At 39.4% G+C, this 20,996-nt stretch carries 16 protein-coding genes; 11 read left to right on the forward strand and 5 right to left on the reverse strand.

The window, feature by feature from the left end; genetic code table 11:
- Positions 1–151: 151 nt before the first annotated feature.
- Both S4054249_RS21500 and S4054249_RS21505 read left to right on the forward strand, forming a co-directional pair.
- A complete protein-coding gene (locus tag S4054249_RS21500) occupies positions 152–2,947 on the forward strand; it encodes an SEL1-like repeat protein (RefSeq protein ID WP_167354863.1) in 2,796 nt (931 codons plus the stop codon).
- 378 nt (positions 2,948–3,325) lie between these two features.
- Positions 3,326–4,501, forward strand: a complete 1,176-nt coding sequence (locus S4054249_RS21505; RefSeq protein WP_196302580.1) for a UPF0149 family protein — start codon at positions 3,326–3,328, stop codon at positions 4,499–4,501.
- Between the two features lie 69 nt (positions 4,502–4,570).
- On the opposite strand, the gene S4054249_RS21510 is transcribed toward S4054249_RS21505, so the two are convergent.
- From S4054249_RS21510 to S4054249_RS21520, 3 genes are all read right to left on the reverse strand, one after another.
- Entirely contained in the window at positions 4,571–6,061 is a 1,491-nt protein-coding gene (locus S4054249_RS21510) for an EAL domain-containing protein (protein ID WP_145925104.1), read from the reverse strand.
- Positions 6,062–6,150: 89 nt separating this feature from the next.
- A complete protein-coding gene (locus S4054249_RS21515; RefSeq protein WP_052961135.1) occupies positions 6,151–6,582 on the reverse strand; it encodes a BLUF domain-containing protein in 432 nt (143 codons plus the stop codon).
- Positions 6,583–6,707: 125 nt separating this feature from the next.
- Positions 6,708–7,142, reverse strand: coding sequence for a hypothetical protein (locus S4054249_RS21520; protein ID WP_046358006.1), 435 nt, complete (start codon positions 7,140–7,142; stop codon positions 6,708–6,710).
- A gap of 305 nt (positions 7,143–7,447) precedes the next feature.
- Here S4054249_RS21520 and S4054249_RS21525 point away from each other — a divergent pair, with 305 nt between their 5' ends.
- From S4054249_RS21525 to S4054249_RS21560, 8 genes are all read left to right on the forward strand, one after another.
- Positions 7,448–9,691 (forward strand): response regulator, encoded by a 2,244-nt coding sequence (locus tag S4054249_RS21525; RefSeq protein WP_052961136.1) that lies wholly within the window; start codon positions 7,448–7,450, stop codon positions 9,689–9,691.
- Between the two features lie 149 nt (positions 9,692–9,840).
- Positions 9,841–10,353 carry a DUF2938 family protein gene (locus S4054249_RS21530; RefSeq protein WP_046358007.1) on the forward strand — a complete coding sequence of 171 codons (513 nt, stop codon included), beginning with the start codon at positions 9,841–9,843 and terminating at the stop codon, positions 10,351–10,353.
- 59 nt (positions 10,354–10,412) lie between these two features.
- Entirely contained in the window at positions 10,413–10,901 is a 489-nt protein-coding gene (locus S4054249_RS21535; protein WP_052961137.1) for a cupin domain-containing protein, read from the forward strand.
- A 114-nt stretch (positions 10,902–11,015) separates the two neighbouring features.
- Positions 11,016–12,035: a low-specificity L-threonine aldolase gene (gene ltaE, locus S4054249_RS21540; RefSeq protein WP_046358008.1), complete on the forward strand. Its 1,020-nt coding sequence runs from the start codon at positions 11,016–11,018 to the stop codon at positions 12,033–12,035.
- Between the two features lie 497 nt (positions 12,036–12,532).
- Entirely contained in the window at positions 12,533–13,144 is a 612-nt protein-coding gene (locus S4054249_RS21545) for an outer membrane beta-barrel protein (protein ID WP_046358009.1), read from the forward strand.
- 213 nt (positions 13,145–13,357) lie between these two features.
- Positions 13,358–13,951 (forward strand): hypothetical protein, encoded by a 594-nt coding sequence (locus S4054249_RS21550; protein ID WP_046358010.1) that lies wholly within the window; start codon positions 13,358–13,360, stop codon positions 13,949–13,951.
- 198 nt (positions 13,952–14,149) lie between these two features.
- A complete protein-coding gene (locus S4054249_RS21555) occupies positions 14,150–14,845 on the forward strand; it encodes an aspartate/glutamate racemase family protein (protein ID WP_046358011.1) in 696 nt (231 codons plus the stop codon).
- 142 nt (positions 14,846–14,987) lie between these two features.
- Complete coding sequence (locus tag S4054249_RS21560) at positions 14,988–16,682, forward strand: hemolysin D (RefSeq protein WP_046358012.1); 1,695 nt, start codon at positions 14,988–14,990, stop codon at positions 16,680–16,682.
- Between the two features lie 47 nt (positions 16,683–16,729).
- Here S4054249_RS21560 and S4054249_RS21565 read toward each other — a convergent pair whose 3' ends face one another.
- Together S4054249_RS21565 and S4054249_RS21570 are read right to left on the reverse strand one after the other, a co-directional pair.
- Positions 16,730–16,921, reverse strand: a complete 192-nt coding sequence (locus S4054249_RS21565) for a hypothetical protein (protein ID WP_039610262.1) — start codon at positions 16,919–16,921, stop codon at positions 16,730–16,732.
- A 257-nt stretch (positions 16,922–17,178) separates the two neighbouring features.
- Positions 17,179–19,398: a TonB-dependent receptor gene (locus tag S4054249_RS21570; RefSeq protein WP_046358102.1), complete on the reverse strand. Its 2,220-nt coding sequence runs from the start codon at positions 19,396–19,398 to the stop codon at positions 17,179–17,181.
- A 479-nt stretch (positions 19,399–19,877) separates the two neighbouring features.
- On the opposite strand from S4054249_RS21570, the gene S4054249_RS21575 reads away from it, so the two are divergent.
- Positions 19,878–20,885 (forward strand): LacI family DNA-binding transcriptional regulator, encoded by a 1,008-nt coding sequence (locus S4054249_RS21575; protein WP_046358013.1) that lies wholly within the window; start codon positions 19,878–19,880, stop codon positions 20,883–20,885.
- Positions 20,886–20,996 lie beyond the last annotated feature (111 nt).

The following is a 20,996-nucleotide window of genomic DNA, read 5'->3' on the forward strand; positions in this document are numbered from 1 at the left end:
AGATTGATGCAAACTTATGGCTTTGTGTAGATAACGCTGCGTAGTTTGATGTTAAATATACGAATCTTGACTAATATTACTTGTAACGACCTGCCGTTGATTGTCCATGCTGGCAGGCTTGGCCTTAGCATCACCAAGATTAGATTTTTGTATGAGATTCTTAGTATTAGCTATTTTTATTTCTATTTTATCTGGCTGTAACCTTAGCCAGAACAATGTTGAGCCTCACTTGCTTTTTCATAAACCCAATGATGTGCCTAATGATGCACTTGTTGCGCAAAGCTACCTTTTACTGGCGCAAGAAGCCTATCGACTTAAGGACTTTGATTATGAGTTCGAGATACTAACTGAGCTAGCTGAATACGAATATGGACCTGCCCAATTACAGATCGCAAAAAGTCTCTTGAAAGGTCATGGCCAAAACTATGTGCAAGGCAGTGCAATAGAGTGGGCGACTAAAGCGGCCGAGCGAGACTATACCCCTGCAATTATGTTTTTAGCAAAATGGTATCGCTTTGGTGGAGATGGCGTGAAAGCCGATCTGAAAAAGTCGATGAACCTGTACGCTCGTGCAATTGAATTAGGAGAACCTTCAGCAGCGACTGAGCTTGGTTATATTTTTATCAGGCACTGGAAAGAAGAGAAGGGGTATGAAACCGCACAGCAATTATTTGCCAATGCTGCCTATCAAGGAGACATAAAAGCACTATGCGGTTTAGGTGTTGTTTATCGGGAGTCAAAAACGCTAGGTGATTTAAATAAGGCTAAAGACTATTTTCAGGTGAGCTATGCTCGAGGCCATCAAGAGTGTGCTTTTGAACTTGGGTATTTGTATCACACGAGTTTACTTGATACAGAGCAAGCGCTTTATTGGTATACGACTGCGGCCAAACACGGTGAAAGCGATGCGTTAAATAATTTAGGCATGATGTACAACAATGGAGATGGTGTTGCCGTCAATTTTGCATTGGCAAAGACGTACTTTGAGCAGGCGATTGAGCTCGGTAGTAAATCAAGTTATGGAAACTTAGGTCGTTTGTTTGAAGTAGGAAATGGCGTAACGCAAAACTATGAGCAAGCTATTACGTTATATGAGCAAGGGGCGCAGCTCCAAGATGCACAGTCGATACATAATTTGGCATCACTGTATAATGAAGGCTTAGGTGTAGAGCAGGACCGCAGAAAAGCGTTGGTTTTATTTGAGCAAGCTGCAAATTTAGGAAATCGATTCTCAGCTTTTCATTTGGCCGATGCTTATTTTTATGGTGATGGGAAAGCACAGAGTAAGGATTTAGCACTTGAGTATTACTTATTATCGGCAAAAGCAGGGTATGCACCGAGCTTTTGTAAGGCCGCAGAGGTTGTACTTGTACAAAGTTGGACCTTAGCAAAGTCATACTTTTTTGAAGGTGCAAAACTAGGTCAACAAGACTGTTTGATTAACCTAGTTAGGGGGATGCGTTTTAATCGGGAAAAGGACTTGCCTGTTGTTGAAGTCTTAAAGTCATTTGCGAACCGTAATGATGTGATGGCAGTCGAAGAGTTGGGAAAAACGTATCAAAATGGTGATTTTGGAGAACTGATCAGTTTCGACACTGCAAAATTATATTATTTGCGAGCAGGGGCGCTTGGTTCTGGCAGTGCAATGGCGAGATTAGGGGTTCTTTATGAACAGGGCGAATTAGTAGAGCAGAATCTTGAAAGAGCGGCGGCTCTCTATGCTAGGGCGGCTGACTCTGGATCTGCGCTGGGGAAAAATAATCTGGCGACTTTTTATCTAAATGGCGTAGTTGTTAAAAAGAATAAATCTAAAGCTGAGGCGCTATATGAGCAAGCTGCGAAAGATAATCACATTGCAGCAATGCTTAACCTGGGAGATCTCTATTTAGACAAAGGTGAAGAGGGGGGGCTTGAAAAAGCGTGTGCGCTATTCAAAAAAGCACATGAACTTGGCGCTATGAATACGACGATACGACATAGCAATTGTTTAATACAGCAAGGCGTTGATGCATTGCATGTATTTGAATTGCTAGGTCAAAGCGCAGACAATTGCCAGCGCTGTGTTGTAAAGCAGTTTGAGTTAATCGTCGCCAACAGAGTGCCCAATAAAACCATTCAAGATGCACTTATATTGCTCAAAAGCGCGGCCAAGTCAGGTAATGCTTCCGCGGCATTAAAAATGGGTGTTTGGTATGAATCTGACGTCCAACATCCTAAAAATATGCAGTTGGCACTTAATTGGTACCAAACTGCGGTAATGTTGGGAGAAGTCGAGGCCTTAAATAAAGTTGCGGAATTTTACTGGTATGGAAAAGGGGTCAAAAAAAATGAAGATAAAGCAATCGAGGCGATTTCCCAATTAGCGAGAGCAAACAACTTTAATGTTGCTTCTTTTATCGGTGAACACTTTTACCATGGTATTAATATTGGCAATGACTATGCCAAGGCAAGGCGTTATTTCATAAAAGCTGCGGAACAAAATGATGATATCGCGCTTAATTCGTTGGGCGAGATTTATAGGGATGGGCTACATGTCACTGTCGACACTAGTTTGGCCCTCAATTACTTTAAACGTTCAGCCAGCTTAGGTTTACCTGATGCAATGCATAACTTAGGGGCTTTAAACTTATCAATAGATAAAAAGGAAGATGGTTTAGCTTGGTTACAACGTGCGGCTGATATGCAATTTGTTAAAAGTTATATTTTACTAGGTGATTACTATGCTCAGAAAACATCCAGTGAGTCAGTGCGCAAAGCATTGAAGTGGCTACAATTAGCTGCTGGAGAGGAGGCGTTAGAGGGGATGTACAAGCTAGCTATGTTACTCAAAAGGCAAAACAGTGATGTTTACACGACTGAAGCCAAAAAGCTGTTAAGAGCAGCAGCTTCAAGAGGACATGAGGAAGCTGAAACTATTGTAAAAGAGCTTGAAGTCGAAAGGGAGTAGGTCGTTTCGTTGATTTTTATTTGGTGAACATAGAAACCTTACGCATGTTATTGTTTTTTTATAGCGCTTAAGTTTTACCGAATAGTTCACTTTAAAAGGATAATCAAATTAATTTATTATATTAAATATGTCAATTATTTAGGCAGTTGGCACTATGTTATATGAAAAATGAGTACTCAATTCTTTAAGTAGAGAATGTATCTTTTATTGGAACTTTATATGGATTTATATTTTATATTTTAGTGGCTTTGGTAGCCGTAAGTTATTTTTATGTATAAATAATATGGTTACTCATGTATGATATTAATATAAACATAAAGTTAAGTGGCTTTTTAAGGATTACAAAGCATTAAGAAAGTGATAGATGAGTTGTATTTTTTGTCGAAAGAGCAGCCTGATCCATTTTTCATCGAAGGGTATATAACTGGTTTAGGTTTGACGCCTCAAACAGTTTTACCAAGTGTTTGGATCCCTGAGCTCTTTGCAGAAGAAGTACCAGAAGACGAACTAGAGTTAAAATCGTTAATGGAATATTATAACCTTTGTATGGACAGAGTCATGCAAGGAGATTTCTCGTTACCTAAAGAATGTGACTTAACCAAACTTCACCTAGAAAATGCATTGCAAAGAGGTATGCCATTACCGAATTATTGCTCTGGAATGCTTAGCTCCCTCAACTTTATAAAACAAATAGAATTAAATATTGAGCAATATAATCAATTGGATAAGTTACAAAGTGTATTAAGTGGTTTTCAAGGCTATTTGAATGCAACAAAAACTTTTTCATCAGATAAACAAGACTTTGCCACAACAGTTATTTCAGCTTATCAAGATCTTGAATTATGTATCAGTAAAACGGCATATGAATTACGATTTTCTGAGCATTGCCTATCAAAAGCAGATGAAGCGAGTACTCTTCCAGGGTTTAACCGTAAACAAATCGAAAGTCATCTCAACGAAATATTGAGTCAAAATAATTCTTCGACGCTTAAGCTTATCGATGACCTGATTACTGTGATTGAACGAGAGCTTATAACAAAACACTTTATTGAACAGTATGCAGATGAGCTAGAAAACCTCAGTGAGGTACAGCCTTATTTAATTTTAAAAGCGAGGAAAGCGCAAATACACTTTAACTTAGAGCACTATGACTTAGCGCAAAAGGAGTTGGAAGAATTACTTCAATTGGCGCCTAATGATTATTATGAGAACCGCTACCAACTTTATAGTTGCTATATTAAAAAGCGTAAATGGTCTAGCTTGACGGCGCTTTTAAACAAATATAGTTGCCATTTGTTCAGTGAAAATAAGTTAATAGACAGTGCAACTAAGCTTCTGAATGAATATGCTCAGCATGGTAGTAATCCAGAGACAAAGGCTTTAAAAGAAAAAGTAATAGCGTTATTCCCTGATTTAGTATCTATTTGTGGGCAAGGCATTAAGCAAATGGGTGGAGATAAACCTAATAGTGTGACCGAGTATATCAATAAAGGTGGACTGACTGCTTGGTGCTCTGTAGAGGGCAGTCTGTTTTGGCTCAAATCGAAAAATTAATTGCCACTCTTAGTCGGCTTCAACTAAATAGAAGCCGAAACCGACGTAAGATCGTTTAATACAACTTCATTAAGCCGCATCTTGCTCGTTTGATAAAAACTCATTCATTGTGAGTGGTACAGATGCGAAATATCCTTGTATATATATATTTGGGTAGCGTTTTACGTATTCGTATTGGAATCTATTTTCAATACCTTCGACGATTACCGTTTTCTTGCTGTGTTGCGCGGTTTTGATCATCAAGTCCAATTTTGGCGCATTTGCTTCTTTATCTTGAACATGTGCAATGAAAGTTCTATCGACTTTTACAGAGTTAAAGTAACGACTGTTTAGCAGCTCATGTCCACTATCTCCTTTACCGAAATCGTCTATCGAAAAACTAAAACCTAAGTTAGACATTTTTCTTAATGTGTTTATAGCGTTATCACTTAGTTTAAGGTTACTGCCTTCGGTAAGTTCAAAAGTGATAAATGCCGCGATAGAAGGAGTATCTCTAATCACTTTTTTCACATAAGCAAGTAGGTTTTCGTCTTCTAATAGCTGGGCTGATATATTCATATGGATTGGTTTAAGTTTTTCGTGCGCATCCAGTTTTATCTTTAGCATTGAATAGATCTGGTTGATGACGATCTTGGTCAGCTCACTATGCAGTTCAGGTTTACCTTCAATCATTGGCATAAAAGCTTTAGGGCCAAGATTTTTTGTATTCCTCCAACGTATCAGTGCTTCATAACGTTTTGGATTGTCAATGTCAGAAGATTTGAATATTGGTTGGAAAACGAGGTAAAAGTCATCAGGGTTGAATGAAATACTATTCATTAATTTAAGTAATACGTGTTTCCGATACATTTCTGCTTGATAGAGTTTTTCATTATGAAAAAAAGTACCAGTTTGAGATTCCAAAGCATATTTCATAGAAAAGGTTAACCTTCTTTGCACCTTGTCTATGCCATATAAAGATGACTGACCAGTGAGGCTCATAGAAGAAATCGCGTAATCAATAGGGACTTGCGTATTATTAACCCATACTTGTTTTGGTAATTTGGATAAAATATCCTTTTGTTTCGCTTCAGCTTCTCGTTGATCTGTACCTGTGTCATGGGTTACAAATGCCATAACCATATAATCGGAATCATGCAGAGCGAGCGCGAACGGCTGGCATGACTTACCGACCTCTTTAAAAAGCTGAGTTAAGGTTTCCTCGTTGCCTTCAATGGAGTCAAAAACTGATGTTTTCCCAAGTTTAATTAAAGAGACGTGAAATTGAGAGAATTTTCTATCTACTTTTATTAATTTCTGCATAAAGAATAGATAATTTGGGATGTCGCTGGTACCGTGATAAAGCACAGATTTACTCAGCGCCTCTTTTGCTTTTTTCAATTCATTTAAGACTTTTAAATCCTTTTTACGCAGCTGGTTTGTTTTTATCAAAGCAATTAAACTCATTACTGCAATAATGATTGCGGTGCTTAAAAATATATTGTCCATAAAAAATACATAGTTGAGAAATGTGCATTTGAATTTAAATATACAAAAATGGACAAAATATGTGTTTTTCAATGAATTATTGCTTTTCCTATTACAGTCAATTACACCACTGCTCAATTGAGCTAGATTATTGGTGAGGAATGAGCAATGCTCAATTTCTTCTAGGAGCCGAAAGAGCGTTTGATATGTTCTTCAATTTCAAATTCATGATTGCGAAATGACTTGAGGAGTTTATAACTCAACGGCAGGCGTCGATGAGGTCTAGTCTCTTTGATTTTGTGATAAGAGGGCTCTTTATCCAAATCAATAAGCCCCATAGCCCATTTTCTAAAGTTACGTTTGCCAATCGGATTGCTAATGAGCGCTTCCACTTCAGTATGTCGCTTATCTTGCTTTATGTGCTCAAACAGCTGTTCGACTGTCGCCTTATCCCCTTCAATAACCTGCATGAAGTGATGTCTATCGTAGAGTAACATACCAGATATACTGCTTAATTGATTGGCCGCGGCACATTGTCTTCTTAATGTTTCTAACTCTGCATCGCTTAAAGGCGTTGTGACGGTGCTGATGTATATGAGCTCAATTAATTCCATAGTACGATTGAGTTTGTTGCAATACTGTCAAAGATAGTCGTAAATATATTGGTTCGCACTAAAACAAAGTATATTTATGTTAGTCAAAAATTGAGGGAGATAATCCCTCAATCTTATCAGGTCAGTTATAGCCCAATTTTATGCGAGACAGTTACTTCGCACGGTGCAGAATTTTGACCAAATGCTGATTGCACAAAAAGTCGGTCGCCTTGCTTTAGGTTTGACAAGATTAATTTAGTTGTGTCATAGCGACGCCTTGCCACTTGATCGTCCCATGCATTGGAGCTGTCTTTGTTTACATCGTAGTAGATATTACAGCCGCCAACTAAACCGTTATTTGTTATCCAATCAAAGTTGATGTTGTAGTTAGAAATGCTGTAGTTGAACTTGGCAATTCCATTTTGTCCATAACTGTCTGTGATATCAATGTAGGTCCATCGCGCTTGTGGTACACCAGGACGTGGCTTTTCGGTAATACTCACACCTAAACCTGAGTCTGCGTAGACCGCTGATGTTGCTGATAGAGTTGCTAGAATTAAGGCCACTTTTGTAAATTTCATTTTAAACAATTTCCTTTTTGATTTTCAATTTAGTGATGCCACTATATTTTAAATATAAATAAATTAATGGCGGAATTAAGTTATCATTTAAAATTTAAACTTTCATTTAAGAATTTGTAACTTTTTGTTATCTCTATATGGCCGTGTCAGAGTGTTCATTTTTGAAAGGAAGGAGTTGGGTCTGTGCATATATATAAATGCAATAATTTATTGAAGTTTCAAGCGATAGTACTTTACTTTGAGTGTGCTCTCTCCTACTTTTTTAGTAACTGAATCTATATTTAATCATATAAAAGCGAGGGCGAATGCTGGCACTATCGACACAAACAATATTGTTGATGTGTGCAGTTGGCATTGTTGCTTCGGCAACTGCGTTGACTTTTCTATGGATGGCTAATCGTAATATCAAAGCGACCGCATTTTGGGCTGTAGGACCTTGGTTACTTGTGGCTAATTTTGGTTTATTTGCTGCGCAAAATGCACTGCCTTATTTTTTTAAACACATTGCATCCAATTTGTGTGGGCAACTTTCCTTAATCATGATGTTAATTGGTTTGTATTACGCGGTTGATAAGCGTCCTCCATGGAGAGTTTTGGGAGCATATATATTCGGATTTTTGATACTTTTGATGAGCTTTACTTTTTGGTTCGATTCTTATGAATATCGATTAAAGCTCGCCGTATTTACAATCTTAAGTACTTCCATATGGATGGTGGTTTTTATGCTTGAGCATCGAAGAAACCGATTCGAAGTATCAGGTGCATTAGTTGTTCTGGGGTTAGGGTGCTTAAACACAGCTGGTTTTTTTAGGATTAGTGCTCCAATCCAGGATAGTGCGACAAGCATCATGACGGATACAAGTATTTATATCCAACTGTTCTTTATTACTATTATGGTCGCACAGTTGGTTTTCAATTTTGGCTTTGCAATCATGGTGGGTGAGTTACATAACTTTGCTATTAAACAAGCACAGCAAGCGCTGCTCAATACAAATCACGAATTAGCCATTGCTAAAAAAAGAGCTGAAGAAGCCTCACGGCATAAATCAGAGTTTTTGGCCAATATGAGCCATGAGATACGTACTCCTATGAATGGAGTGATTGGGATGTTAGATCTGGTCGAGAAAGAAGGTCTGAACGAGGTCCAGCATAACTATGTCATGACAGCAAAATCTAGCGCAGATGCTCTGATGGTCGTGATTAACGATATTTTAGACTTTTCAAAGATTGAAGCGGGTCGGCTAGAAATAGAAAAGGTAGCATTCGATCTTATTAAGCAAAGTGCATCATTAGTGCAGACTCATGCACATGCTGCGCATGGAAAAGGGATTGAGCTGGTATTAGATACGGTGAACGTAACAACACGCAGTGTTAAAGGCGATCCTATTCGGTTTAAACAGATATTAGGTAATTTGATCAGTAATGCATTGAAGTTTACAAGTGAAGGCGAAGTGATTATTACGCTTAGCACCGAAGATCACAATGGTAAAGTGAAGTTGATAGGGCATGTTAAAGATACTGGCATTGGTATTGAACTTGATAAACAGCAAAAATTATTCCAGTCATTTTCACAAGTCGATTCAACGACAACGAGGCGATTCGGTGGAACGGGACTCGGTCTAGCCATTGTTAGAACCCTCTGTCAACTTATGGGAGGGAAAGCATCGTTGCAGAGCGAGTTGGGGGTGGGGAGTATTTTTAGTTTTGAAATTATGCTCGAGTCAATGCCTTGTGAGCATGTACCGCCAATTACTCAATTCAATTCAGTGTTAATCATTGATAGCAATAAGTCAGCGGCCAATACACTTAAAAGTGTTGTTGGCAAGTATGCCTCAATGGTTAGCATTGCGTGTGATTTAGACGAGTCAAAATTATACTTAAACACGCCTCCTGATTTATTAATATTAAGCCGTTATGTAAAAGGGAAAAAGTCAGAGCGCCGGCTTAAAAAAATGTCTTTAGGCCCAAATACAACAGCAATTATTTTAACGCTATTAAATGATGTAGAGAGCAGTCAATATTTTAGTGATTGTGGATTCAATAGTCGTTTTAATAAACCATTCACACAAAGTGAATTTGAAGGGTTTGTAAAGTCTGTTAAGGAGACTGAAGTTGCACCATCACTAAAGGAAAACTTAGACTTAATGACATTTGAGCAGCAGGTGGTTCTGTTGGTAGAAGATAACCCTGTCAATCAGTTGGTTGCTAAAAAAATGCTAGATTCATTGGGGCTCAAAACTGAGTTGGCAAGCAACGGGAAAGAGGCATTAGAGAAGCTGTTCGCTGCGAAGTATGCGTACCAGCTGGTGTTAATGGATTGCCAAATGCCATATATGGATGGCTTTGAAGCGACTAGACGGATCCGCAGTGGTGAAGGTGGTAAGCGGTTTTTAAACATTCCAATTTTAGCATTGACTGCAAACGCCATGAAAGGAGATAGAGAGGCTTGTATTGAAGCTGGCATGAATGACTACATAACGAAACCAATTGTTTTGGATAACTTGACTGACATTTTATCTCAATTTCTGGTGTCTGCTAAGGCACATTAGCTTTTCACCACACCGTTAAATTCGTTAATAAACCTGGGACAGCACCTGTCCACAACTCTCCAATTTTTTCTTGACTTAAAGTCGGCTTGAAGTGGCATAGTTTTTTGACTAGTTTAATTTTTGCTGAACGCAGCTTTAAGGAGATATGCATGTTCTTATACGAAAGTGTGTTTGAATTGATAGGGTTATCTATCATTGTTGGGCTTGGTGCCACTGTGTTTATGGATATCTGGAGTGAATTTTTAAAACGTAGTTTTGGTATTCAACCGTTAAATTATGCTTTAGTGGGTCGTTGGACAATCCACTGCCTACAGGGCAAGTTGTCGCATCAAAGTATTGCCAACGCAAAGGCCAAAAACTTTGAAGGTATTACAGGTTGGGTCGTCCATTACATTACTGGTGTGATATTCGCCCTTACCATTATTTTTATCGCGCAAGTGATAAATATGAGTTTGTTGTTAAACCCATTGTTCGTAATTTTATTCGGCACATTGACGGTGTGTTTCCCTTTTTTTGTGATGCAGCCATGTTTTGGTATGGGCATCGCAGCGAGCAAAATGCCAAAAGCTAATATTGCTAGATTAAAGAGTATTGGTGCGCATGTTTCCTTTGGTTTTGGCCTCTATCTCACTCTGCTATGTCTCTCACTATTTTATACATAACGTTAAGTGGTCAGTCACTTATATCTATCTCTACTGTAATCAAGATAAAGGAATGAATAATGGATAAAGCAATGAACAAAGTACTTTTGAATTACCCTAAAAGTGGAAGTTATCTTAAATCATCGGGAAATTTATACCGAGAAATCATCAATGGCGAGCAGACAGAGGGAAAATTTTCTCTGATCGAATCAATTATTAAGCCTGGACAAGGCGGGCCATTCCATACGCATACCAATGAGCAAGAATCATTTTTAGTAATAAGTGGAACGCTGACAATATTTGATGGCGATAATCAATATAAGGCAACCCCAGGAACGTTTATTTTCTGCCCAATCAACTCATTAAGAGGATTTCGAAATGAAACGAATGAGCAAGTGAAAGTACTGATTTTATATACGCCATCAGGGATTGAAAAAATGATACGTATGGAAGGAGAAGTTATAGACTCTGTAGAGGGTTACCAGTTTGAAGCTACCGAAAGCAAGCTTACGTGTCCGGTTTTAAACAAGGAGTTTGGCATTGTCGAAGATAGCCGCCCATTGACATAACGTCTGCTGAGCTGTTTATGTTTAGCCTCTGAATGTTAGTGGTTTTATAGTTGGCTTAGAATGATATATTCTAGCCAACATATTGTGTAATAACTGACTTAATAGGGAAACTTTATGATTGATTTTCGCTCTGATACGGTGACACAGCCTTGCAAAAATATGAGGCGCTTAATGAGTAACGCTATGGTTGGTGATGACGTCTATGGTGATGATCCCACTGTGAACGAGTTAGAGCAGTACAGTTCAAAAAAGCATGGATTTGAAGCTTCTCTATTTGTTAGTTCAGGTACGCAGGCCAATTTATTGGCGATACTTGCACATTGTGACAGAGGGGATGAATATCTTTGTGGTCAAGATGCACATAATTATAAGTATGAAGCCGGTGGCGCTGCTGTATTAGGCTCAGTGCAGCCTCAACCTATAGAGAACCTGCCTGATGGACGTATTTGCTTAGATAAAGTCGCAGCGGCTATTAAACCTAACGACTTTCATTTTGCGAGAACTAAAATGTTAAGTCTAGAAAATACCATCGGTGGTCAGGTTCTGGGCCTAGATTATTTAAAAGACGCGAGAGCACTCACTAAAAAATATGCGCTAAAGCAGCATTTGGATGGTGCAAGAGTATATAACGCAGCGATTGCGTTAGGGGTGGATGTAAAAGAGATCAGCCAATACTTTGATTCGATGACGGTATGCTTATCGAAAGGGCTTGGAGCACCTGTCGGGTCATTACTCATGGGGGATTTCGAGTTTATAGAAAAAGCACGAAGACTTAGAAAAATGCTCGGTGGTGGTATGCGACAAGCAGGCATATTAGCCGCTGCAGGTATATATGCGCTGAAAAATAACGTTAATCGCTTGGCTGAAGACCATGATAATGCGCGCTATTTAGCGCAGCGTGTCAATGAACTTCCTGGTTTTGATAGCTCATCATATGATGTACAAACAAATTTAGTGTTTTTAAATGTTGATGAGAGCGTTAACATGCAAGCGTTTGCGGAAGTGATGTTTAGCAATGGCATCAATGTGACTCCTGGATATCAAGGTATGCGTTTAGTGACGCATTCAGGTGTGAATAAAGACAAAATTGATGTGTTTATTGATACGGCAAAATCATATTTTAAAATTGATTAACGTGTAACTTCCACCAGCATTTCATTTTAGAGGCTTATGAATCTTAAAAAATACATAAGCCCTCCTATATTCACTTTGATCATTTTTACCCAACAGGCTGCAGCTTTTTCTTCCCGAGGAGTGAAGCTTAAGTATTTTTTAGCTTGTATTCATACTCAAACCAGAGATTTGATATAAGCCTGTCACCTTAAATTAGTAAGCGTAAATAGACATATAAATAGCCTAATAGCGACTTTTATTATCGACTAAAGCGGTTTCGCTAACTGCATTTATAGTAAGGTTGGTATTTTTAAGTTTCTGACTTAAAAGCTTATTTAAATTTTTTCGTGTGTTTTAAGGTGGTTTTTTAAAAGGTAGGTTTGTAAATGAGTGTAAATGGGTGGTCTGATTTTTTTGAATAATTGGCTTATTTTTAATGTGCCTTCAAACAGTTTGAAACGGTTTTTCTTAGAGCTGAGGTTTAACATGAGTACCAATACTTTAAGGAGTCACTATAAATGAAAAAACAATTATTAATGGCCGTAGTCGCAGCATGTAGTATTACGGCCCAAGCTGCGGATCTGAGTAAAACTTATGTTGAACTGGGTTATTCAAAGTCAGATTTCAAAGATAACATGTATTTTGATGATAAAACGGATTTAGACTTAGTTGGCCATCAAGTGAGCTTAAGCTATGAATTTGATAGTGGCATATACGCAGGTATACATACTAAAAGACATAAAGATACATTTCTAATTGCTTTTTTTGACAGAGATGTTGACCTTAACGAAAACTTGTTGGAACTAGGGTATGTGGCTCATGAAACTGAGAACGGTCGATTTTCTGTTGGCGCATTTGCAGGAGAGTTAGAGCTGGTAGTGGAAGATAGTAGCAGTGATGCGGATCTTTATCGCCTATATACGGAATATGACTACCGATTTAATCAGTATTTTTCGGCGTTTGCCAAGCTTGGTTATGAATCTTTGGACGCTAAGGAAGCGAGCAGTGAAAATGGACTTTGGACCGAAGTAGGCATTCGCGCACATTGGGGTGCATCGAGCTTTTCTTGGGAATTCTCAGAAGGCAAAAGCATTGAGCAAGTTGCTTTTGTATACCGCTATTCATTCTAACGTTTTATCTTAGATTTCTCCTCTGGGTTGGTACACTCCCTATCAGCCCATTTATTTATTTCTTCGCGGATAATTGGGTACTCGTTATTGAGTCACCAATTTTGATCTAGCGGCTTATTTGTATAGCTTGATAACGATTGAGACACTTTGATACAGACCCATTGCTTTATCTTCTATACCATTTTCCCAAGTGTTAAATGAAGGAATAAAGTAATGAAAAAAATTCTATATATGATGATGTTATCGGTTTCAGGGCTAAACGTACAAGCGGCTGATTTAAGCAAAACATTCATTGAGTTTGGATATGTACAAAGTGATTTTGGAGATAAATCAAAAGTAGAGCCAGATGGTATCAAGCTGGGCTTTGGCTATGAATTTGAGAATGGGCTCTACACCAGTTTCACGGCAAAACGTCAAGGAGATACGATAGAAAGTGACGTAAGAAAACTAGATATAGACATAGACGAAAATTATTTTGAGCTCGGTTATATCGCATATGAAACAAGCAATGGCAGATTCTCATTTGGTGCAGGTATTGGGGAAGTGGACTGGTATCTGAAACAATACACACTTGAAGGTGATTTTTATCGCTTTTTTACCGAGTACGAACACCGCTTTAATGAATATTTTTCGGGGTATGCTCGGCTAGGCTATGAGTACTTTGACCCGAAAGGAGCGAAAAATAATGAGGGGGCATGGGCTGAACTTGGCGTGCAAGCTCACATGGGTGACTCAAGCATTGTGCTGAGCTATTTTGATAGTCAGGGCATGGACCAACTGGGTGTAACGTATCGTTACGCATTCTAATAAACAGAGTAACAGCTTGAACCTGTTCTTTGGGGTCACGGCTTGGTATGGAAAACAAAATAATGAGTAAATGCTAAAGGTCGACTTATATTTTTCATTATCGATTGCGATGTATTCTATCAACTATATGTTTATGGTAATACTATTTTAATAATGGTTGTTGCGTTGCTAAAAACATACATCTCAAAAGGATAAAAAATGAAAACAATTGGTTTACTTGGTGGCATGAGTTGGGAATCGACGGCAAATTACTATAAGCATATCAATCATGGGGTTAAGTCAAAGTTAGGGGGGTTACATTCGGCAGAAATCGTTATGAAAAGCCTCGACTTTGCTCCTATTGCTGAGCTTCAGCAAGCAAATAAATGGGACACAATGGCCGACATGCTTACACAAGATGCCCGAGATATTGAACGAGCTGGGGCTGATTTCATACTTATTTGTACAAACACCATGCATTTGATTTTTGATGCGGTGCAAGCTGGCGTAGGTATTCCTCTCATTCATATTGCGGACCCTACCGGAGAACAATTAAAACATGATGGCAAGCAAAAGGTTGGGTTGCTTGGTACACAGTTTACGATGTCAGAGTCATTTTATAAGGATAGGCTTAAAAGTAAATTTGATATTGATGTGATAGTGCCTAATGAAGCGGACCAAAAAGTAATTCATGATGTGATTTATAACGAACTCTGTGTCGGTGAAATTAAGTCTGAATCTAAGCAGGTATATTTAGAAGTTATTGCAAAACTGCAGGCACAGGGGGCTGAGGCTGTCATTTTGGGGTGTACAGAGATTGCATTATTGGTTAACGAAAATGATACAGATATCCCAGTATATGATACAGCTGTTTTGCATGCGGATAGTGCTGTATCGAATTCATTAAAGCATTGAGTATCAGTGCTTTATACTTAACTTCCACCAGTTAAAGGAATGTTTTATGTACTTGTATTGATTTTTAATAATAAACAATTCAAAAATTAGAGCTTTTATTTTAATTTTGTGTAAAAATTTACTCGTTTTAAAAGGAGTAATTATGAAATTAAAATATCTTTCATGTGTTGTGGCTGCAATGGTCACTAGTTCTACGGCGATGTCCTTCACTCAATTGGGCGGTGCTGGTGTTATGCCCATTGGGCATGAATGGCTTACACGTACGTCAGCATTAGAGTTAATGGGGCAAGATACACGAGTCAGTGATAGCCAAGATCCAAGGCTTGATTGGAACAAAGGTCTGGCTAAATCAATAGAATTAAACGTAGCACAGCACGAAGTTGAAAGGATCTTATCTAACACCAATGATGATGGGATTTACTGGTCAGGTTATGATGCTATTTTTGCTGCAATAGTCGGTGAACGATGGGTTGATATTGCCGGATTCAATGTGACAAACGCCAGTACAGATCCAACGGGTCCAAACTGTTTTAATGCCGTCGCACAAGAGCCTGCAGATTTGCAGCAAGATCACTTTATGCGTCGCTATGATGATGTCGGTGGTATTGGTGGTGTCAATGCAGCAAAGCGTGCGCAAATCCGATTCATAAATCATTTTGTGAATGCCGCAACGGCCGAGTCTAAAAAAATTAAAGTCTGGGATGGCGGCGGTTATGCCAAAGCAGTTGAAGTTGACCACAACTACTTTTTATTTGGCCGGGCTGTGCATTTATTTCAAGATTCATTCAGTCCTGAACACACAGTGCGTTTGGCAGTCGATAATTATGAAAAAATTTGGCAAGTCAAAGCATACCTTTGCTCTGAGGGAGCCGAACAACATACCCATGACACTAAAGAGGCAATTAACTACCAAAGTGGTGACGTGATCTGGAAACCTGAGTCAAGAGGCCAAAGTGGCTGGCAAGCTTATAAGCCCAGTAATATAAAGCCTGTTGCTTTGGTGTCTTTAGAAGCCAGTAAGGATTTATGGGCGGCATTTATTCGCACTATGTCGCTCCCTAAAGAAGAGCGAAGAACCAAAGCTCATCAGGAGGCTCAGCAGCTGGTGGATAACTGGCTGTCGTTTGATGAACAAGCCATGCTCAATTGGTATGAAGATGAAACAAAGCGTGACCATACATACGTATTAGCGCCAGGCGAGCAGGGTAAAGGTAAGTCTTTAATCGATTGTATGACTGAACTTAAAGTAGGCACCACTGATCAGCGTGCCCGAGTTGCACAACTAGAAGAAGAGCGTCGACACTGCTTATATAATATCGAAGCCGAAGCTGGTTACAGTGATGTCAACGACCCGTTGATTAATATGCCATACAATTGGAAATGGAAATCACTAACGTGGAAAACGCCGCCAGCAAATTGGCAACCAAATCAGCTTAATGCGGATACTGGTGACGTTGTACATATTCATAATGCGAGTAACGGAAAGGCCATGGGATCACGAAATGGTGAGCAGAAGAATGCGCTTTTATACGTTGAGCATGCAACGCCCATTGATTTTATTTTGGTAAATGACGAAGGCGGTGACGCTTATTTTAGAACCAGGGAGAATGCTGAGCTGTTTTTAAGCTATAAAAATAACTTCACAGGTGATGCTAAACTTTGGACATCGCCTAATAAGGCATCTTTTAACATTGAGTCATACGGTACTCGTGTGAATTTAAAAAATAATTTTTGGCAGCAGTATGTTTGGGCTGAAATTGAGTCTGGGCAAGTGCACTTATCTCGTAAAGGCAATGCGGATAATGAAAATGCACAATGGTTACTAGTTAAACAATAATTTAATGAGAGTACGCCCAAAGCAGTTGCCACGCTTTGGGCAGTTACTTAGTAATAGAGAAATGAGTCGCAATGACACTGTGGGTCTTCTTTAAGTAAATCTGCATGTAAATCTATCTTCCTTTGACTGCGCTCATCCCAAACGGTAACTACATGGTTACGCCTATCGACAATTAATACTTCTACTGGGTGGTCTTGATATTCTAACCATTCACCTTTTTGAATTTCTTCGATATTCATAAATGTCACTCCAGCACTTGCGAAGCATAGTATTGAGTAGCTTTATTGTATTGCTAACAAGTGAAAGTCATTAAAATTTGCAAAGAGTATTACTCATCACTTTGTTACAAACCGAATGATTACATTATGTAAAAAAGCGCATTAAGTAGTTTAAAGTGTAGCTAATGAAAGATAAAAGCCCAATATAAAGGTGATCCTCATTGGGCTTTGGTCGTTAGTTTTAGGTATGCCCACTCAAGTATGGGCTAAATTTGGGACTAGAAATTATAAGCAACACTTAACTTAACGCTACGCGGCAAAATATAGCGTCCGTTAGCAGCCGCAGGGTTACGAGGGTCGCCTTCTGTTAAGCCCTGCTCGTCCGTTAAGTTATCAACGGCGATTTGTACTTGCACTTGTTCCATCGGCTCGAGTGTTAAGCCAATATCGATTTTTTCATAGCCATCCAAAACCGCATTTGGTGTATTTTGAATGTCACTATAACGTGAATCAACCGCTGAAATTGTACCGTAAATGGTCGCGAACATATCACCGAGTTCAAATTCATAACTTGGCGTGATACGCAATTGCCAATCTGGGATACGCTGTGATTTATTGCCAGTTAGGGTTGCGTCAGGGCTTTGTGCAATTTCGCTGTTCTGCCAAGTACCATTTAAATTCACACTAAAACCGGAGTCATGATTGTAGTTAAAGTCTAATTCAATACCTTCTGCTTCAGTGGTAAAACGCTGCGCAGGTAGATCAGGTCGAACAGAGAAGGACTCACCTTTGACTTCATTGGCGAAAATAGTCGCAAAAAAGTCCATATTCTCACCCATAAATTTATAGCCAATTTCGCTTTGAGCCACTTCTTTTATGAGATCATCGCCAGCAGAATAAGCGTCAAAATTATCTCTGAAGTCGTCAAAGTAAGGCATTTTGAAGCCTTTATTGAAGCGCACAAATACGCCACTTTGCTCATCTAGTTTGTAATCAGTACCGATTGTCCATGAGGTTTTGCGTGCGCTGTAGTCAACCGATTTTGTGATTACGCCATCGAGGTCTTCATCAACAGTGTAGTCAACTCGGTGGCGCTCATTACGAAGGCCTAAATCAAAGGTTAAGTTTTCTGTAGCTTCATAGCTATGTGTTGTATAAAAGGCAAGTGTTGTGGCGTCGCCGTTGCTGTTGATATCGTAGTTAAAACCGCAGCCTTCAAGCGAATCGTTACAAGCAATACCTGTCAGCATTTCGCCACCTTGCTCTAAAACATGGTAAGCGGTATTGCCAAGGCTCCACCAATCTTTGGCTGAGGTGGTTGCAGTGTAAATACCAAAAGCACTGTTAATTACACCAAAATCTTTGCTTAGTGCAAGGTCGTTGGTAAAGGCTTCGATATCTTTAAGCACCACCCAACGGCCATAGTCTTGAACTCGTGTGTCAGCGCTATATTCTTTGCCAGTTGCGACACCTGTGGCGCTTACGCCATTGTCAGCAACTTCGGATAAGTTAATAGCATTACCAGCAGGAACAAGGCCATAAGTATTGGCTTTTCCTTGAGTCAAACTAAAGCGGTCGATAAAGTGCCAGTCATTACCTAGTTCTAATGAGATGCTACCACCAGATACATGCCCGTCCCAGCCACGGCCTTCAGCTAAATCAATATCAACTTTCCCATTACCTGCAGAAATCGTAGCTTGACGGTTCAATGTACCAAGTTGAGTAAATTCTGCGTCGACACCTGCCTCATTCAGCGGGGTGGGTAGATACCATGCGCCAGTGTCGTCAGTTTGACGAGTATAAACGTTGATTTCGCCGTTCTCTAACTCTTTGGTGAGTTTAATAGTAAATTGATGGCCTTTTTCGGATGTGAAACCTGCATCACGGATCCCTGAAGAACGTTTGATATAGCCACCGATCATATAGTAAAGGTCTTCACTTACTTCTCCACTTATTACGCCATCGATACGTTGTAAACCATAGTCTGAGGTAGTGTATTTAAAGGTACCTTCTGTGTCTTCTTGACCACGTTTAAGTCGAAAGTTGGTTGTTAAACCTGGTTGTCCATTTGATAAGACAGGGTTTGGGCCACCTCTAAGTCCTTCCATCATTGAAATGGTTTCATCAAGGCGGAAAATAGACGAATTTTCTAAAAATGACAGCGTTGGAGCCGGATAAACTGGTGAACCATCGAGACTGACAGTTAAAAATGGTGCATCCCCACTTGATGTGAATCCTCGTACATTAATGTTGGCACCAGACTCACCTCCTGAGCTTTCTACCCAAACACCCGGTATGGCTTTGAATAAGTCAGCTGTACTTTTTGGCGCAAGTCGCTCAATTAAAGATTCATCAACGTTGGTAACGGCGTATGCGGCATCCACTTTACGGATCCCCATACCGCCAGGGGTACCAGAAATAACAATGGTTTCTACTTTGTCTTTGGCTTTATTTTGTTGCTCAGCGTTGGCTACATTTGAATATGTAATTGCGGCCATAACCGCTGCTGCAAGTGCAGAATACTTCTTGCCTAGGTTCACAGGAGCTGCTCCCTTGGTTGTGTCATATGTGTTGTCATAATGGCCAACTTACGCGTTGGCATCGCTTTTCGCCGCAAAACTGAACGAAAATAATGATTCATTCAGTGTATTTTTAATTGGTTTGTACTTGGCGTTATTTTAAAATAGAACTTTATGCAAACGTTTGCAATAGGGTGTTGCGATATTTTTTTACCTTGAGTTTACCTAATGCCGCATGTGCGTGCTTTTTTATAACCTCGGGCATTTAGACGGAGACAATAAAAACAATGGGTTAATAAAAAATGGTCAGAAACGAAAATTCCTAGCGAGAAGAGGAATTCACTGTGGATGAATTTTCTCGGTTAGTTTAATCTAGAGGCATGAAGGTTATTGGGTGTTTAAACCCGTTAAGTCATGCTCAAGCATTACAAAGTGCTTTTTGAAGTAGTGAATAAGCTATGCAACAAAAAAAATTAAAACTGGCTGATCTGGCAAAATTAGCAGGAGTGTCAACTTCGACGGCGTCACGGGCACTCAATGACAATCCGTTAATTAAACAAGAGACACGTGAGCGGATCCAGCTGTTAGCGAAAGAACATAATTTCAGCCTAAACGCTGCAGCGAGTAGGTTAAGACTGCAAAAAACCAAAGTTATCGCGGTATTGATAAACCTTGACTCGGAAACGGAGCAATCTATTGATGATCCTTTTCTGCTCAAGGTGGTGAGTGATATTAACCTTGCGGTGAACCGACAAGGCTACGAATTGTTATTATCAAACTCTTTTATGGCAGGTGACGATTGGCATGGTTACTTTATTGATGGACGCCGTGCTGATGGGGTGATCGTTGTTGGCCAAGGCAAACAACAGGCGCGAATAGAAAGCGCATCTAAAGCAGGTATGCCACTGGTTGTGTGGGGCGATCCAAAAACAGATACTGATTATGTGATTGTTGGTAGTGATAACTACCTTGGTGGAAAGTTAGCGGCTGATCATTTGATTTCGAGAGGTTGCAAAGCCCCTCTGTTTTTGGGCGAACCTGAGCATGCTGAATTAGGTGAAAGGTACAATGGTTTTTGTGCAGCGATAGCAAGCAAAGGCTTAGAAGGTGAGTGTCAGTTGTTGAAAATTGACATCACCAGTCAAGCGGCTTATGACGCGATAAATCTTAAGCTGCGTAGTGATGGGCTTGATTTTGATGGTATTTTTGCTTGTAGTGATATGGTCGCGTTAGGTGCAATGAAAGCATTAAAAGAGCGATATGTGAGCATTCCAAATGATGTACATATTGTTGGCTTTGATGATATTGCAATGGCAGATATTAGCTTTCCATCATTGACCACAATTAGACAGGATACAAAACAAGCGGGGGAGCTCTTGGTGAATAAGCTATTGGCTCAGCTTGAAGGCGAGCAGGTGACCTCTAGTCAGTTGGGGATAGAATTAATTGAACGCCAATCAAGTTAGCGTATTGGTGTCAATTAAGTGTGAAAATTTAGGAGAAGAGAGTTCAAAGTAATTAACAGTCAATATTAAAATTTAAAATGCAAACGTTTGCATTGTTCGCATATGAGCGCT

Origin of the sequence: Pseudoalteromonas luteoviolacea (assembly GCF_001750165.1) — a bacterium.
Classification (GTDB): domain Bacteria; phylum Pseudomonadota; class Gammaproteobacteria; order Enterobacterales; family Alteromonadaceae; genus Pseudoalteromonas; species Pseudoalteromonas luteoviolacea_G.

Bases quoted from the DNA above. Each gene is read 5' to 3' on its own strand.
- S4054249_RS21575 (WP_046358013.1), top strand. From the start codon at position 19,878: ATGCAACAAAAAAAATTAAAACTGGCTGATCTGGCAAAATTAGCAGGA.
- S4054249_RS21570 (WP_046358102.1), bottom strand. From the start codon at position 19,398: ATGGCCGCAATTACATATTCAAATGTAGCCAACGCTGAGCAACAAAAT.
- S4054249_RS21565 (WP_039610262.1), bottom strand. From the start codon at position 16,921: ATGAATATCGAAGAAATTCAAAAAGGTGAATGGTTAGAATATCAAGAC.
- S4054249_RS21525 (WP_052961136.1), top strand. From the start codon at position 7,448: ATGCTGGCACTATCGACACAAACAATATTGTTGATGTGTGCAGTTGGC.
- S4054249_RS21500 (WP_167354863.1), top strand. From the start codon at position 152: ATGAGATTCTTAGTATTAGCTATTTTTATTTCTATTTTATCTGGCTGT.
- S4054249_RS21515 (WP_052961135.1), bottom strand. From the start codon at position 6,582: ATGGAATTAATTGAGCTCATATACATCAGCACCGTCACAACGCCTTTA.
- S4054249_RS21555 (WP_046358011.1), top strand. From the start codon at position 14,150: ATGAAAACAATTGGTTTACTTGGTGGCATGAGTTGGGAATCGACGGCA.
- ltaE (WP_046358008.1), top strand. From the start codon at position 11,016: ATGATTGATTTTCGCTCTGATACGGTGACACAGCCTTGCAAAAATATG.
- S4054249_RS21550 (WP_046358010.1), top strand. From the start codon at position 13,358: ATGAAAAAAATTCTATATATGATGATGTTATCGGTTTCAGGGCTAAAC.
- S4054249_RS21545 (WP_046358009.1), top strand. From the start codon at position 12,533: ATGAAAAAACAATTATTAATGGCCGTAGTCGCAGCATGTAGTATTACG.
- S4054249_RS21530 (WP_046358007.1), top strand. From the start codon at position 9,841: ATGTTCTTATACGAAAGTGTGTTTGAATTGATAGGGTTATCTATCATT.
- S4054249_RS21560 (WP_046358012.1), top strand. From the start codon at position 14,988: ATGAAATTAAAATATCTTTCATGTGTTGTGGCTGCAATGGTCACTAGT.
- S4054249_RS21535 (WP_052961137.1), top strand. From the start codon at position 10,413: ATGGATAAAGCAATGAACAAAGTACTTTTGAATTACCCTAAAAGTGGA.
- S4054249_RS21520 (WP_046358006.1), bottom strand. From the start codon at position 7,142: ATGAAATTTACAAAAGTGGCCTTAATTCTAGCAACTCTATCAGCAACA.